This window comes from Serratia sp. TSA_7 (assembly GCF_052692135.1).
Genome location: NZ_JBQZFU010000001.1, coordinates 523,418 through 539,364 on the forward strand (window position 1 = coordinate 523,418; position 15,947 = coordinate 539,364).

Genomic DNA, 15,947 nt, shown 5'->3' on the forward strand with positions numbered 1-15,947 from the left:
GTCATTCAATTACGATCCGCAGGATGCGGATCGTCAGGGCCAACCGCTATGTCACAGTCGCCTATCACACCTTACGCCACCTCTTGCTGCATTGTCGGCGGTGGCCCCGCCGGGCTGATGCTCGGCTACCTGCTGGCGCGGGCGGGGATTAACGTAACGGTGCTGGAAAAACACGCCGATTTCCTGCGAGATTTTCGCGGCGATACCCTTCACCCTTCCACGCTGGAAATCATGCATCAGCTTGGCCTGCTCGATGAGCTGCTGGCGTTGCCGCACCAACGCGCGGAGACGCTGCAGGCCGAGATCGCCGGGCGCGATATCACGCTGGCAAACTTCACCCGGCTGCCGACGCGCTGCAAATTTATCGCGTTCATGCCGCAGTGGGAGTTTCTCAATTTTCTGGCGGAAAAGGCGGCGGCCTTTCCTGAATTCACGCTGATCAAATCGGCGCAGGCGCACCAGTTGCTGTACGATCGCGGTCAGGTATGCGGCGTGCTGGCGGATACGCCTGAAGGCCCGATCCGCGTGCACTGTCAGTTGGTGGTCGGTACCGACGGGCGCAACTCGGTGGTGCGCGAACAGGCGGCGCTCGGCAGCCGCGCGTTTGGCACGCCGCGCGATGTGCTGTGGCTGAAGCTCGATAAAAAGCCCGGCGACCCGGCCTGGTCCATGGGCCACACCGGCCCGAAGCAGAACTTCATCATGATCGACCGGGGCGAATATTGGCAGTGCGGATATTCCATCGATAAAGGCAGTTTCGAGGCAATTCAGCAAGACGGCCTGGAGAGGTTTTTGCTGCACATCGCCGAAGTGGCGCCGTTTCAGGACGATCGCCTGCAGGACATCCAGAGCTGGCAACAGGTAAAGCTATTGAGCATTCGTATCGACAGACTCGATAGCTGGGCCAAACCCGGCGTGCTGTGCATCGGTGACGCCGCACACGCCATGTCGCCGATTGGCGGTGTCGGGGTGAATCTGGCGATTCAGGATGCGGTCGCCACTGCCAACAGCATCATTCCTCCGCTGCGCAGCCACAGCCTGCAACTGAAACACCTGCAGCAGGTACAGCGCCGGCGCAATTTCCCCACCAAAGCCACCCAATTCCTGCAGATCAAGATGAGCCAACGCAGGCCGAAAAAACGCCGCACCGGCGGCAGTTCCAGCCTGATGATCCGCATCGGCAACAGCCGCTGGCTGCCGCACCTGTTCGGCCGTATTATCGGGCTGGGGTTCCGCCGGGAAACGCCGAAGCATCTTGACGGGTGAATCACTACTGCGGGCTGGAAACTTGACGAAAATGGACGACAGAACGCATTACTCTACAGATCCGGCGGATTGTGCCAAGTCTGGGTTACGTCAATCCTCTTCCAGAAGGGTAATCCCCATTTGATCCGCCAATTGCAGGAGATGTATTACCACTTTTCTATCCGTTACAGGCAGGGTTTCCCCCACAATAGATAATGCGTTTTCGCTCAAGCGATCGCCAAAAAACACGTATGCATTGCCAGGATGCTGTTTTGATGGCCAGACCAACCCCTGGACTTCTTTATGCTGTTTGTGAATAGCCTCAGCCCATTGGCGGGTAACGCCATACTGTGCAGCATCGCAATGGGTTACCTTTTTTGATGCCCGCATCTTGGCTAAACCGGGTTGATCCAGTTCGGCCAATTCCAATGCCTTATTGACCACCAGTTCGGTGTGAACCAGCCCTGCAAGCCGTGCAGTAGCGAACTCAACTTTTACTTGAGAAAAATCAACATCGTGTAACGGGACTTCACAAAAGGCTACCTTGGTGCTGTCACCGGCATAAGCCGTGGCAATAACTCTGCTGTCCTCATTAACTATCGGGCTGAATCGCGCGTCTCCTTGTCTGCTGTCATTAAAGGCGTCACCGGCATATTTTTCCCTGTGAATACGATAAAGCGGCGTCCCTGCCTTTAAAATACGCTTATTGATATTGATCTTTGCAGCCGGTGGCACCAAATCATCAGCCATGCTGTGCCCCCTCCTTCTCTTTACGAGCGGCATGCAAAACGGCTGCGGGATCTTTCTGCAAGAGGTCTTTAGGTTTTTTCCCGTCAAGCCAGGTGTTTGCCGTCCCCATCCAACTTGCCATTGACCACGGACTTCTTGTTCCCTCAAAAACGCTCAATATCTCTTTAAGGACTTTTAGCGGCTGATAAGCCTCATCAAGAGCGTAAGCAGGATAACGATCATGGCCTTCAACGTTGATCGCGAAAATTTTTCCGCGCTGCTTCCACCCGTTCGGGCCGGCACTGCGATTACGGTTGCTGAACCCGGCCTTATCGGAAAGATCGGATGAGGTCAGCCAGGTGGCATCTGCTAGTATGTACTGGCGAAGATCCTGTTTTCTGACTTCATTTCTGCCACGGAATGCTTCAAAACCATCAAAAATACTGGCTTTTGATCCTCCACCAGGAGTAGACGTCTCAACAGGCTCTTCTGCTACTGGCCGTTTCATCCCCATCTCCCTAGCAATCTCCAACATTTGCATTGCCGCGCTGGGATCCAGGGTGGGGTCGTTTACAATGGCTACTAATTTTTCCCGCAAGGCCGCATTCCGGGCGGTATCCTTATCACCGCGTTTTGCTTTATTGTTCCCGGCATCGACTTCAATAACCAAATACCGAGTCGTGTGCTTACCCGGTTTAAAATGTTGTAACTGATCGGCAGTCAGCATTTGCATTGAAACGCGCTGGCCTGAACGGCGATAAGTCTGTTCTTTAGTCGTCATATTGCCCCCATATACAGATATTGAGTATATTGAGTATATCTCGTATGGAATTGAGTGTCTAAATTTCCACCACTAACCTATCGCCAGTATTTTGGCCATAACCCACAATGAGGCCCCCTATGTTCACTATCCGCCAGGCTTTGATCGGTGATTTATTGCTGGTTCGCGATGTCGGCATTCGTACCTATCAGGCGCATTTCGGCGAACTTTGGCACTATAAAGAGGAGCTGGACGCTTTTTTGGCGCAAGACTTTGCGGTTGAGGCGTTAGAAAAAACGCTGCAGGATCCGGAAGTTTGCTGGTTGCTGGGTTATGAAGGCGAGGATCTGGTGGGCTATGCGCGGCTGAATTTCAACAGCCTGCTGGCGCCGACGCAAACCACCGGGGCAGAGCTGCAGAAAATCTATTTTCTGCCGGAATACGCCGGCCGGGGTTACGGCCAACTTTTCTTTGAGCAGGTACAGCAACGGGCTGTAGAAAGGCAACAACCCATGCTGTGGCTGGAGGTGTTGCAACGCAATACCAGCGCCCAGCGTTTTTATCAGCGCCAGGGGTTGAGCCTTTGCGGCGAGACCTGCTACACCAGCGCGCAAGGTTCCATCGGCATCTGGTATATGAACAAAGCGCTGTAAACACAGCGCTTGCCCCGCCCTATCAGGCCGGAAACTCCAGCGCGTCGGTCAAATCCCCCAGCGGTTTTTGGCCGCGTGCCGCCATCGCTTTATCGCGTTCAACCAATCCTTCCAGCGTAGGCAGATCGAATACCCGGCTGATCAAGCGCAGGATCGAGCCGGTATCGTATACCTTGTGATCGACATAGCCTTTACGGGCGAACGGCGAGACGATCAACGCCGGAATGCGCGATCCCGGCCCCCAACGATCGCCCTGCGGCGGCGCAACGTGATCCCACCAGCCACCGTTTTCGTCGAAGGTGATCACCACCACGCTGTTGTTCCACTGCGGGCCGTTACGCAGGCTGTTGATGATATGGGCGATATGACGATCGCCGGCTTCCACATCGGAATAGCCGGCATGCATATTGAGGTTGCCTTGCGGCTTGTAGAAAGTTACCGGCGGCAGCGTGCCTGCCTCTACCGCCGCCAAAAAAGCGTTGGTGGCCGGTGAGTCGCCAATGCCGCCGTCGCGTAAATGGGCTTCGCGGGCCTGTGGGTTGCCCGGCCCCAGATTTTCAAAGTAATTGAACGGCTGATGGTGATACTGGAAGTCCGGCGCGCCGGGGAAATCGCCCTGATCCTTGCGGTTGTCCAGCGCATACTGCCAACCGCCGGCGTACCACGCCCAGTCTACGCCCTTCTGATTGAGCAAGTCGCCGATGTGCAGGTGCTTTTGCGGCGGCAACACATTGGGCTGGGCGGCATCCGCCAGCGTAGGGTCTTTTTCATCCCGGGTCCACGACGGCCAATACGGCGGCGCCATGGTGTTTACCGCATAGCCGTCCGGCGTCAGCAGGCTCTTGCCAAACAGCGGGATGCCGAACGACGCGCTGACCGGCGAATCGCCCAGCGGCTTCAGGCGCGGGTCGGCCGCGTCATCGCTTTCAAGCTGGGCAATGCCCTCTTTGGCGATGGAGTTTTGTACGTCGGGGTAAAACGGCGGGCGGGCGCAGACCAGATACTGATGATTAAGGAAGGAGCCGCCAAAGGCGCCCTGGAAAAAGTTGTCGCACAGGGTAAATTCCTGCGCCAGCGTCCACAGCCGCAGGTTATAGGCGCCGTCACCGTAGTAGCCCATGGTCAGCGCGCCGGAATCCGCCCAGGCGACAAACTTGTCGTTTTTGCCGCCGTTGATCTGCATCTGGTTTTGATAGAACACGTGCCACAGATCACGCGTCACCACGCCGTGCGGCAGGTTCTCCCCTTGCGGCCCGGTCAAGACAAACGGCTGATTCGGCAACTGATTGGTGAATACCGCATCCTCGCCAATGCTGTAATTAACGTGCCCGACTTCCTGCGCCTTCGGTACCAACCCTTTCCAGATTGGCGGCAACGTATCCAGCAGCCGATCGTCGCGGTCACGCTGCTGGTACTCTTCGGGCTTGAGCGCCGACAGCGGTTTTTCCACGCCGGGGAAATTGGCGAACAGGTTATTGAAGCTGCGGTTCTCGGCATAGATCACCACCACGTTTTTCACATGGCGGCGCAGCAGCGGGTTTTGCGCACCTTCCGGCAGGCCGCTCAACAGCAGTTTCTTATTGCCTTCACCGGCAGCATTGGCCAGCGGCGCAAGGGTGGCGCCGACGCTCAACGCCGTCGCCCCCGCCAGAAAACGGCGGCGCGCCGGGTTAGCGGGTTGTTGCTCGTTGTCGCCCGCAGCCGGCGGCAGATCGTTATGCGGTTTATCGCTCATGTGCCTTCCCTCTAAAATTTTAACCTGTTGATTTGTTATAAATTTATTTAAGAGACATTATGCTAGGGCACAGTTATGAACGAAATGTGACAGTGGGCGACAGGTTAGCATTTGGCAACAATTTCGCGAGGATTGCCGCAGTTTAATCACTCGCCCGCCTGGCTGCCGGCTCAGCGCGCGTCCCGTTGCACCATCAGCAGCATCAACGCCAGCGCGTTGGGCAGCATATACAGCAAGGCGCCCAACTGCACCGCCAGCGGGTTGTCCCTGGCCTGCCAGGCCATAAACCAGTCGCCGGCCACCACCATAAAACCGAGGCCCCACACCGCGATCGCGCAAAGCGCACCCAGCATCGCCCAGGCCTTGCCTTTGGCAAACGCCGCATAAGGGTGGCCCAGGTGTTTCACCATCAATACCATGCCAAAGGATGCCGTTATGCCGGCCAGGGATTCCAGCAGGGTAATCAGCGCCAACCCGACCACCCCGGCCCAGGGTGCGGTAATGGCGCGCCACATCAGCCCAGGCACCTGATAGGTATCCTGCATACTGAGCAGCGGCGCTACGGCATGCCGGGCGGTTCCGGCAAAATCCGCCGTATTGTTCAACAGGCTGAAAATGCCCCACAGGGCCGGGAACAGCGACAGGACGATGCAAGACAGGCGTGACACCGTGATTTCGTTCATAATTATCCTTAGATCTCCTTTTCAAAGGGTATATTAAGAACCCATCTTACCTTAGGCCACAATATCGGAATGGGGAGAACTCCCCTCCTTGCTAAAACCCTCACAGCCCATTATTTAGATCGCCACCAGCCCGCGCACCCCGTTCTGCTCCATCGCGCTGCCGGCCCCGCGCTGTACGATGCTGCCGCGCGACATCACCAGATAGCTGTCTGCCAGCTCGGCGGCGAAGTCGTAGAATTGCTCCACCAGCAGGATCGCCATATCGCCGCGCGCCGCCAGCTGTTTGATCACCGCGCCAATCTCTTTGATCACCGAAGGCTGGATCCCCTCCGTCGGCTCATCGAGGATCAACAGCTGCGGCCGGCAGGCCAATGCGCGGCCAATCGCCAATTGCTGTTGCTGCCCGCCGGAGAGATCGCCGCCGCGCCGATCCTTCATCTGCCGCAGTACCGGGAACAGCTCATAGATGTTCTCCGGCACCCTGCGTGCTTCGGCGCCGGAAAAGCGCGCCAATCCCATCAGCAGATTCTCCTCCACCGTCAGACGTGGAAAGATCTCCCGTCCCTGCGGCACATAGGCCATGCCCGCCTGCACCCGCTGATGCGGTTTTTTGCCGTTGATCACGCTGCCCTGCCAATGGATGGTGCCGCTCTTGGCCGGGATCAGCCCCATCAGGCATTTCAGCAGCGTGGTCTTGCCCACGCCGTTGCGCCCCAGCAGGCAGGTCACTTCGCCGATATTGGCCTCAAACGACAGGCCGCGCAGAATGTGGCTGCCGCCGTAGTATTGATTCAGTTCGTTTACTTGCAACATAGTGATTCCTCAGCGTCCCAGATACACGTCGATCACCTGCTCATTGGCCTGCACCTGCGCCAGTGAACCTTCCGCCAGCACCTGGCCCTGATGCAGCACGGTGACGTGGTCGGCGATGGTTTCGACAAACCCCATATCGTGCTCCACCACCATCAGCGAATGCTTGCCCGCCAGCGAGCGAAACAGCTCGGCGGTGTACTCGGTTTCCGCATCGGTCATGCCTGCCGCCGGCTCGTCGAGCAGCAGCAAATGCGGCTCCTGCACCAGCAGCATGCCGATCTCGAGAAACTGCTTCTGCCCGTGGGACAGCAGCCCGGCAGGCCGGTGCCGTTCATGGCTCAGCCGCAGGGTTTGCAACATTTCATCGATACGATCGCGCTGTTCGCTGCTCAGCCTGGCGCGCAGGCAGGCCCACACCGACTTCTGGGTTTTCTGCGCGATCTCCAGGTTCTCGAACACCGTCAGCGCTTCGAACACCGTCGGTTTCTGGAACTTGCGGCCAATGCCGGCCTGGGCTATCTGCATCGGATCCAGCGCGGTCAGATCGACGGTTTGATCGTAAAACACGCTGCCGCTGTCCGGCCGGGTTTTGCCGGTGATCACATCCATCAGGGTGGTTTTGCCCGCGCCATTGGGCCCGATCACGCAGCGCAGCTCACCCACGCCGATCTGCAGTGAAAGATCGCTCAGCGCGCGAAAGCCGTCGAAGCTGACGTTGATGTTATCGAGCACCAGCACCGGGTCGGTTTGTTGGCGATGCTTGTCGGCAGGCAGCGGCTGGGTAAACAGATCGTCGGTCATTTGCAGCGAATTCATTGCGATTTCCCCTTGCGCAACAGGCCGATAACTCCTTTCGGCAGGAACAGCGTGACGAGGATAAACATCAGGCCAAGGAAGAATTGCCAGTATTCCGGGATCGCCACGGTGAACCAGCTCTTGGCGCCGTTGACGATACCGGCGCCGAGCAGCGGGCCCACCAGCGTGCCGCGGCCGCCCAGCGCCACCCAGATAGCGGCCTCGATCGAGTTGGTCGGCGACATCTCGCCCGGGTTGATAATGCCCACCTGCGGCACATACAGCGCCCCGGCCAGCCCGCACAGCACCGCCGACAGCGTCCAGACAAACAGCTTGAAGCCTTTGGGATCGTAACCGCAGAACGTCAGGCGGTTTTCCGCATCGCGCACGGCGGTCAGCACCCGGCCGAACTTGCTGCGCGCCAGGGCAAAACCGATAGCCAGGCTGACGGCCAGCAGCAGCACCGTCGCCAGAAACAGCGCCACCCGCGTGCCGGTAGCGGTAATCGGGAATCCCAGGAGCGTGGTAAAACCGGTAAAGCCGTTGTTGCCGCCAAAGCCGGTTTCGTTACGGAAGAACAGCAGCATGCCGGCGTAGGTCAGCGCCTGGGTCATGATCGAGAAATAGACGCCCTTGATTTTTGAACGGAAAGCGAAGTAGCCAAAGACAAAGGCCAGCACGCCGGGCACCAATATCATCAGGCACAGCGCCCAGGCGAAATACTGGGTGCCGCTCCAGAACCAGGGCAGCTCGCTCCACGACAGAAATGACATGAACGCCGGCAGGCCGTCTCCCGCCGCCTGGCGCATCAGATACATGCCCATCGCATAGCCGCCGAGAGCGAAAAACAGCCCGTGCCCCAGCGACAGCAACCCGGCATAGCCCCACACCAAATCGAGCGCCACCGCCACCACGGCGTAGCACAGGATTTTGCCCGCCAGCGTCAGGGTATAGGTGGAGATCGCCAACGGATGGTCCGCCGGCAACAGTGCGAGAAACGGCATGATTAACAGCGCCAGCAACGCCAGCCCGCCGATGCCCAGCGCCAATCGGGGTGCCTTCTGCACGCCGGTGAGAGTTAATGGTTGGCTCATCAGTCGATCACCCTGCCCTTGAAGGCGAACAGCCCCTGAGGACGTTTTTGAATAAACAGAACAATCAGCGCCAGGATCAGGATTTTACCCAGCACGGCGCCAATCTGCGGTTCAAGAATTTTGTTGACGATGCCGAGGCCAAAGGCCGCCACCACGGTGCCGGCCAGTTGCCCCACGCCGCCGAGCACCACCACCAGGAACGAGTCGATGATATAGCCCTGGCCCAGCTCCGGCCCCACATTGCCCAGTTGCGACAACGCCACCCCGCCCAGCCCGGCGATGCCGGATCCCAGACCGAACGCCAGCATGTCGACACGCCCGGTGGGCACGCCGCAACAGGCGGCCATCGCACGGTTCTGCGTCACGGCGCGCACGTTCATGCCAAGCCGGGTTTTGTTCAGCAGCAACCAGGTGAGCGCCAGCACCAGCACCACAAACACGATCACCGCGATGCGGTTCCACGGCAGCACCAGGTTAGGCAGCAGTTGAATGCCGCCCGACAGCCAGGCCGGGTTGGCAACCTCCAGGTTTTGCGCACCGAACAGCACCCTCACCCCCTGGATCAGCACCAGGCTGATGCCCCAGGTCGCCAGCAGGGTTTCCAGCGGCCGGCCGTACAGGTGACGGATCACCGTGCGCTCCAGCGCCATGCCGATGCAGGCGGTAATGGCGAACGCCACCGGCAGCGCCACCAGCGGATACAGCGCCAGCCACTGCGGCGCAAACTGTTGAAACAGCCCCTGAACCAGGTAGGCCGAGTAGGCGCCCAGCATCAGCATTTCGCCGTGCGCCATGTTAATCACCCCCAGCAGCCCATAGGTAATCGCCAACCCGAGCGCCGCCAGCAGCAGGATCGAACCGAGCGAAAGGCCGGTAAACGCCTGGCCGATCAGATCGCCAATCATCAGCCGGTGTTTCACGCTGGTCAGGCTTTTCAAGGCTTCGGCACGCACTGCGGCGTCCGGTTCGTGGGCGGCGTCGGTCAATGCCTGTAACCTTGGCTGCGTCTCAGGCGAGCCCGAGCTGCCCAGCAGCCGCACGGCGTTGAGGCGCACCTGCGGGTTGGCGTCGGCCAATTGCAGATTCGCCAGCGCAATGCTCAACGCATCATGCACCTGGGTGTTTTTTTCCTGCGCCAGCCGCCGGGCCAGCAGCGGCAGTTGATCGCTTTGCGCCTCGCGTTGCAGGGCCTGCGCCGCCTGTAAACGCACCGCAGGATCGTCGCTAACCAGCCGATGCGCCGACAGTGCGTTGGCGATCAGAATGCGCAGCCGGTTGTTCAACCACACTTTTTTCGGTGTGCCGACCGGCGGGGCAACGCCATCCAGCGGGCGATAAGCTTCGCCCTGCTGGATAAAGGCATGTTTGGCCTCGTCGATCACCACGTTTTCCTGCTTCAGCCCCTGCAATAACGGCAGGCGCGCAGCGTCCGGCGCGGTCGCCCACGCCTGCAACAACTTGGCCTGCTGGGTGCGGTTGGCCGCAGCAAAGTCATCGGCCGGCCCCGCCTGCGCGAACATCGGCAGGCAGCACAGCAACCAAAACCAGGAGCGGAAATGGAACAAGAATGGGGATTGCATCAGCGGCCTCCTCTGTAGGGGCCGGGTATGCCCGGCCCCTACCGTTACGACGGGCGCAGCCTGCGGCGCCCCTACGGGAATGCGACGGTTACTTGCCGCCTTTTACCGGGTGATCCGGTTTTTTGTCGTTGCCGGCGATGAACGGGCTCCACGGCTGCGCGCGCACCGGGGCGTCGGTCTGCCACACCACGTTGAACTGGCCGTTGCCTTCAATCTCACCGATCATCACCGGTTTGTGCAGGTGGTGGTTGGTGGCGTCCATGGTCAGGGTGAAGCCCGACGGTGCGGCAAAGGTCTGCCCTGCCATCGCCGCACGTACCTTGTCGACGTCGGTAGTGCCGGCTTTCTCCACCGCCTGTGCCCACATATGGATGCCGACATAGGTGGCTTCCATCGGGTCGTTGGTTACGGCAGTGGCGTAGTTCGGCAGGTTGTGCGCCTTGGCGTAGGCTTTCCATTCGCTGACGAACTGCTTGTTGGTTGGGTTATCCACCGACTCGAAGTAGTTCCAGGCCGCCAGGTTGCCCACCAGCGGTTTGGTGTCGATGCCGCGCAGTTCTTCCTCACCCACCGAGAAGGCGATCACCGGCACGTCGGTCGCCTTGATGCCCTGATTGGCCAGCTCTTTGTAGAAGGGTACGTTGGAGTCGCCGTTGATGGTGGAGATCACCGCAGTTTTGCCGCCGGCGGAGAATTTCTTGATGTTGGCGACGATGGTCTGATAATCGCTGTAGCCGAACGGCGTATAGACCTCTTCGATGTCCTTGTCCTGGATCCCTTTGGTGTGCAGGAAGGCGCGCAGGATCTTGTTGGTGGTGCGCGGATACACATAGTCGGTACCCAGCAGGAAGAAGCGCTTGGCCGAGCCGCCGTCTTCGCTCAGCAGGTATTCCACCGCCGGGATCGCCTGCTGGTTAGGGGCGGCGCCGGTGTAGAACACGTTTGGCGACATCTCTTCCCCTTCGTATTGCACCGGGTAGAACAGCAACCCGTTCAGTTCCTCAAACACCGGCAACACCGATTTGCGCGAGACCGACGTCCAGCAACCGAACACCGCCGCCACTTTGTCCTGGGTCAGCAACTGGCGCGCCTTTTCGGCGAACAGCGGCCAGTTGGAAGCGGGGTCCACCACCACCGGCTCGAGTTTTTTGCCCAGCACGCCGCCCTTGGCGTTGATGTCATCGATGGTCATCAGCGCCACGTCTTTCAGCGGCGTTTCAGAGATGGCCATGGTGCCCGACAGCGAGCTCAGAATGCCGACTTTAATGGTATCGGCCGCCTGCGCGCTCCAGGTCATACCCATGCCGATCACGGTGGCGGACAACGCAAAAGCTTTTATAAAGTGACGACGTTGCATAATTAAAACTCCTGATGTGTGTTGGAAAACAGGTTCAGAAAAATTCACGCAGGGCTGTCCGGGGTATGAAGACGCGCCTGGTGCAACATATGCAGGGTTATTTTCCGTACTTCCGCCTTACTGACGGCAATGTGGTTGCTGAGCAGCGTTTGCGCCTCCTCGGTCTGGTGTTGCAAGATCGCCCGCAGAATGGCGGCGTGTTCGTTGTAGGTGGCCTCGACACGGGTTCCCTGGGTGAAGTCCAGCCGGCGAATGATGCGGATCTTCTCGGTCAGGTCGCGATGAATGCGCGCCATTTCCCCATTGCCCGCCGCCTCCACCAGCGTCATATGGAACTGCTCGTCGTGCAGCGAGACGGTTTTGCCGTCCTCCAGCCGCGGCTCGTCGATCCAGAAGCCGTTGAGCGCCGCCAGTGGCGGCGGCACCTCTCCCGCCGGGCGCGCGCACAGCCGTTTAACCGCTTCGCACTCCAGCACGATGCGCAGATCGTAGAGTTGCTCGAAGTAGTCGAAATCGAAGGGGCGCACCTGCCAGCCGCTGCGAAAATGCACTTCGACGTAGCCCTCGCGCTCCAGCCAGAACAGCGCCTGACGCACCGGCGTACGGCTGACGTCCATGCGCAGCGCCACTTCGTTTTCGCTGAAGCGATCGCCCGGCAGCAGATGAAAATCAAAGATGTCATCCTTGAGCTGGAGGTAGATACGCTCCGCCAGCCCCTCCGGCCGCGCCTTGCTGCGGTTATTGGTGATTTGCATAGTGTTCCTCTTGCCGGGCGCAGCATGCGGCGCCCTGCGTTAAATTCTGAAACAGGCTGAACCCACGATGCTCAACTGGCGTGTTCCAGCCACAGCAAAGCGTCGCCTGGCCCCACCGGCCGCCCTTGCTGGCAACCGATGCGTTTGATGATCCCGGCGCGCGGCGCGGTGACCGCCAGTTCCATTTTCATCGCCTCGACCACAATCAGCGGTTGGCCGGCTTCCACCGCCTGCCCCGGTTCCACCAGGATCTTCCACACGTTGCCGTTCAGATCGGCGCTGACCAGATAACCGTCGACCTCTTCCTCATCATTCTGCGGCGGCAGCAATTGCGCCTCGGCCTCGCTCTCTTGCGCCTGCCAGAGCGTCACTTCATGGCTGAATGCCTGCTGCTGGCGCTGCTGGAATGCGGCAATGTCTTCGGCGTTGTCCGCCAGGAAACGGGTGTACTCGGCAAAGTCGAATTCGCTGTTTTCGATGCGGACCTGCGCGCGCCCTTCACGGAACGCCTCGCGCTGCTCATCCAGTTCCTGCTCGCTGACCGGGTAAAAACGCACCTGATCGAAGAAGTGCAGCAACCAAGGCTCTCCGGCGTTGAACTGCGGGTTTTTAAGGAATTTGTTCCAGATCGGCAGCGTACGCCCGACCAGCTGATAGCCGCCCGGCGAGTCCATGCCATAAATGCACATGTACATGCCGCCGATACCGACCGTGCCTTCGGCGGTGTGGGTGCGCGCCGGGTTGTATTTGGAGCTGAGCAGCCGATGACGCGGATCAATCGGCACCGCGCACGGCGCGCCGAGATAGACATCGCCCAACCCGAGGATCAAATAGCTGGCGTCGAAGATAATGTCGCGCACCTGTTCGCGGTGGCTGAGGCCATTGATGCGCTGGATAAAATCGACGTTGTTCGGCAGCCAGGGCGCAGAGCTGCGTACCGTTTGGCTATAGCGTTCCACCGCGCCCAGGGTGGCGGAGTCTTCAAACGCCATCGGCAGGTAAACCGTGCGCGTCGGCACTTTCAGGCAGCTGACGTCGCCCAGTGCCTGTTCACGCGCCAGCAGGCGCTGGAGCAAATCGGCCTGGCCGATAGTGCGGCTGTCGTAACGGATCTGCAGCGAACGCACGCCCGGAGCCAGTTCCTCAACGCCGGGGATCGCGTCCTGTTTGAGCGATTGCATCAGCAGATGAATACGCAGACGCAACGCCAGATCGAGCAGGTTGTCGCCGTACTCCATCAAAATGTAGCCGTCCCCGGCCTGGCGATAGACCACCGAGAGGCGGCCGTCTCCGGCCGGCAACGCGGCGACGATAGCCGCAGAAGCCGTGGCGCCCGGCGTCAGATCCGGCGTCGGCAGGGTTATCGCCTTCACCGCCGCCAGCGCTTCGATACTGCCAAGCTGCGCCTGCTCCAGCGATTGCGCCTGTTTGAAACCGATAGGATGGAAGCGAATGCGGTCGCCAGGCTTCACCTGGCCCACCTTCCACAATTCGGCTTTGGCGATGGTCACCGGGCAGACAAAACCACCGAGGCTCGGCCCGTCACGGGTGAGGATCACCGGGAAATCGCCGGTGAAATTAATCGAGCCGATGGCGTACTCGCAGTCATGTACGTTAGAAGGATGCAGCCCGGCTTCACCGCCGTCCTGCCGCGCCCAGCCGGGTTTCGGCCCCGACAGGCGCACGCCCAGCCGATTGGAGTTGTAGTGCACCTGCCATTCGGCGGCAAAGAAGGTGTCGATCGACTCCGGGGTAAAGAAGTCCGGCGCGCCGTGCGGGCCATAAAGCACGCCGATGTTCCACAGGCTGCCGTATTGCGGGATCAGGCTGTCGTCCATCGCCTGCGGCGCCGCGATGGGCGCCGGGGTGGTGCTGGTAGCCAGCGCAGGCTGGGATACCGCCAGCATATCGGCAACCCGCAGGGTGCGCCCGGCGTGGCCGCCAAACTGTCCGAGGGCGAAAGTCGAGCGGCTACCCAGGTACACCGGCACGTCGAACCCATTACGCACCGCCAGATAGGTGCGGCAACCGTGCGTAGCGCGGCCCAAGCTCAGAACCTGCCCGGCGCGAACCGCCACCGGCTGCCAATAGGCTACCGCTTCGCCATCCAGGTTCGCCGGGCAGTCGGCGCCGGTCAGGGCGATGGTCGCGTCGCAGTGGAAGCGCAAGGTCGGCCCCTGCAAAGTAAACTCCAGCCCGGCGGCGCTCGGGTGATTGCCGACAATGCGGTTGGCCAGCCGGAAAGCGAAATCGTCCATCGGCCCGGAAGGCGGCACGCCGATATCCCAATAGCCAAGACGGCCCGGATAATCCTGCACGCTGCTGTAGGTGCCCGGTTGCAGCACTTCAATGCTGCTGGGCTGGAAACGGAAGCTGTCCAGCATGCGGGTCCAGACTTCGCCGCTCTGAAATTGCGCCGTGGCGATCACCTGACGCAGGTAATCGAGGTTGGTGGCGATGCCGTGCAAACGGGTAGCGCCGAGCACCGCGCGCATTTTCTCCAGCGCCTGTTGGCGATCTTCGCCGTGGACGATCAGTTTGGCGATCATCGGGTCGTAAAATGCCGACACTTCACTGCCGGTCGCCACCCAGCCGTCGACGCGCACGTTATCCGGGAAATGCACCTCGGTCAGCACGCCGGGGCTGGGTTGGAAGTTCTTCAGCGGATCTTCGGCATAGATGCGCACCTCGATCGAGGCCCCCTGCGGTGCGCGTTGCAGCGCCGCCCAGTCCAACGCATCACCCGCCGCCACCTGCAACATGCACTCGATCAGATCCAGCCCGGTCACCATTTCGGTCACCGGATGTTCCACCTGCAAGCGAGTGTTTACCTCGAGGAAATAGAACTCGTCGCGCGCGCCGTCGTAGATAAACTCCACGGTGCCGGCGCTGCGGTAATTCACCGATTCACCCAGCGCTACCGCCGCCTGATGCAGCGCCTGACGGGTCGCCGCCGGCAGGTTCGGCGCCGGGGTTTCTTCCACCACCTTCTGGTTACGGCGCTGCAACGAGCAATCGCGTTCGCCAAGCGCCACCACCCGGCCCTGACCATCGCCAAAGATTTGTACTTCCACATGACGCGCCTGATCGACAAAACGCTCGATAAAAGCCCCGGAGTCGCGGAAGAACTGCTCACCCAGCCGCTTTACGCTGTCGTAAGCTTCGCGCAGCGCCGTTTCGTCGTCACAGCGCGTCAGACCAATGCCGCCACCGCCGGCGGTGCTTTTCAACATGACCGGGTAGCCAATCCGCGCGGCGGCAGTGACCGCTTCCTCAATGCTGTCCAGCAGGCCGGTGCCCGGCGTCATCGGCACCTGCGCTACCGCCGCCAGTTCGCGTGCCCGGTGCTTCAGGCCGAACTCACGGATCTGCGCCGCCGTCGGCCCGATAAAGGCGATGCCCGCCGCTTCGCAAGCATCGGCGAATTCGGCGCTCTCGGAGAGAAAACCGTAGCCGGGATAGATCGCCTGCGCGCCGGTTTCCACTGCGGCGGCGAGGATTTTATCAATGCACAGGTAGCTGTCGGCGGCCTTTTCGCCGCCGAGCGCCACCGCCAGATCGGCCTCGGTGACATGTGGCGCATTGCGGTCGGCATCGGAATAGACCGCCACGCTGGTCACGCCCAGGCGTTTCAGGGTACGGATCGCGCGGCAGGCAATTTCGCCGCGGTTAGCGATTAATACAGTGGTAAACATATGCAATCCTCATAGAACGATACCCAATAGCTTTCAGGCTGTGGCCAGGCGGC

13 protein-coding genes are annotated in these 15,947 nt (G+C 60.2%); 2 read left to right on the forward strand and 11 right to left on the reverse strand.

The window, feature by feature from the left end:
- Positions 1 to 48 precede the first annotated feature (48 nt).
- Complete coding sequence (locus ACUTQW_RS02570) at positions 49 to 1,266, forward strand: FAD-dependent oxidoreductase (RefSeq protein ID WP_006324284.1); 1,218 nt, start codon at positions 49 to 51, stop codon at positions 1,264 to 1,266.
- A 90-nt stretch (positions 1,267 to 1,356) separates the two neighbouring features.
- On the opposite strand, the gene ACUTQW_RS02575 is transcribed toward ACUTQW_RS02570, so the two are convergent.
- Together ACUTQW_RS02575 and ACUTQW_RS02580 are read right to left on the reverse strand one after the other, a co-directional pair.
- Entirely contained in the window at positions 1,357 to 1,995 is a 639-nt protein-coding gene (locus ACUTQW_RS02575; RefSeq protein ID WP_020438704.1) for an RES family NAD+ phosphorylase, read from the reverse strand.
- Positions 1,988 to 2,755 (reverse strand): hypothetical protein, encoded by a 768-nt coding sequence (locus ACUTQW_RS02580; RefSeq protein WP_020438703.1) that lies wholly within the window; start codon positions 2,753 to 2,755, stop codon positions 1,988 to 1,990. The genes ACUTQW_RS02575 and ACUTQW_RS02580 overlap by 8 nt, the downstream gene beginning before the upstream one ends.
- Positions 2,756 to 2,874: 119 nt before the next feature.
- Here ACUTQW_RS02580 and ACUTQW_RS02585 point away from each other — a divergent pair, with 119 nt between their 5' ends.
- On the forward strand, positions 2,875 to 3,387 hold the full coding sequence (locus ACUTQW_RS02585) for a GNAT family N-acetyltransferase (protein WP_006324281.1): 513 nt from the start codon (positions 2,875 to 2,877) through the stop codon (positions 3,385 to 3,387).
- 22 nt (positions 3,388 to 3,409) lie between these two features.
- On the opposite strand, the gene acpA is transcribed toward ACUTQW_RS02585, so the two are convergent.
- The 9 genes from acpA to uca all read right to left on the reverse strand — a co-directional run bounded on the left by acpA (position 3,410) and on the right by uca (position 15,894).
- A complete protein-coding gene (gene acpA / locus ACUTQW_RS02590; RefSeq protein WP_006324280.1) occupies positions 3,410 to 5,122 on the reverse strand; it encodes an acid phosphatase in 1,713 nt (570 codons plus the stop codon).
- A 170-nt stretch (positions 5,123 to 5,292) separates the two neighbouring features.
- Complete coding sequence (locus ACUTQW_RS02595; protein ID WP_006324279.1) at positions 5,293 to 5,805, reverse strand: DUF2165 family protein; 513 nt, start codon at positions 5,803 to 5,805, stop codon at positions 5,293 to 5,295.
- Between the two features lie 114 nt (positions 5,806 to 5,919).
- Positions 5,920 to 6,618, reverse strand: a complete 699-nt coding sequence (gene urtE, locus ACUTQW_RS02600) for an urea ABC transporter ATP-binding subunit UrtE (RefSeq protein ID WP_006324278.1) — start codon at positions 6,616 to 6,618, stop codon at positions 5,920 to 5,922.
- A gap of 9 nt (positions 6,619 to 6,627) precedes the next feature.
- Positions 6,628 to 7,434 carry an urea ABC transporter ATP-binding protein UrtD gene (gene urtD, locus ACUTQW_RS02605; RefSeq protein WP_004942114.1) on the reverse strand — a complete coding sequence of 269 codons (807 nt, stop codon included), beginning with the start codon at positions 7,432 to 7,434 and terminating at the stop codon, positions 6,628 to 6,630.
- Positions 7,431 to 8,507, reverse strand: coding sequence for an urea ABC transporter permease subunit UrtC (gene urtC, locus ACUTQW_RS02610; RefSeq protein WP_006324276.1), 1,077 nt, complete (start codon positions 8,505 to 8,507; stop codon positions 7,431 to 7,433). The genes urtD and urtC overlap by 4 nt, the downstream gene beginning before the upstream one ends.
- On the reverse strand, positions 8,507 to 10,087 hold the full coding sequence (gene urtB, locus ACUTQW_RS02615; RefSeq protein ID WP_064798734.1) for an urea ABC transporter permease subunit UrtB: 1,581 nt from the start codon (positions 10,085 to 10,087) through the stop codon (positions 8,507 to 8,509). Before urtB ends, urtC begins: the two co-directional genes overlap by 1 nt.
- 88 nt (positions 10,088 to 10,175) lie before the next feature.
- Positions 10,176 to 11,444 carry an urea ABC transporter substrate-binding protein gene (urtA, locus tag ACUTQW_RS02620; RefSeq protein WP_064798733.1) on the reverse strand — a complete coding sequence of 423 codons (1,269 nt, stop codon included), beginning with the start codon at positions 11,442 to 11,444 and terminating at the stop codon, positions 10,176 to 10,178.
- 44 nt (positions 11,445 to 11,488) lie between these two features.
- Positions 11,489 to 12,199, reverse strand: a complete 711-nt coding sequence (locus ACUTQW_RS02625) for a GntR family transcriptional regulator (RefSeq protein WP_013812057.1) — start codon at positions 12,197 to 12,199, stop codon at positions 11,489 to 11,491.
- A gap of 71 nt (positions 12,200 to 12,270) precedes the next feature.
- Positions 12,271 to 15,894, reverse strand: coding sequence for an urea carboxylase (uca, locus tag ACUTQW_RS02630; RefSeq protein ID WP_064798732.1), 3,624 nt, complete (start codon positions 15,892 to 15,894; stop codon positions 12,271 to 12,273).
- Positions 15,895 to 15,947: the final 53 nt, after the last annotated feature.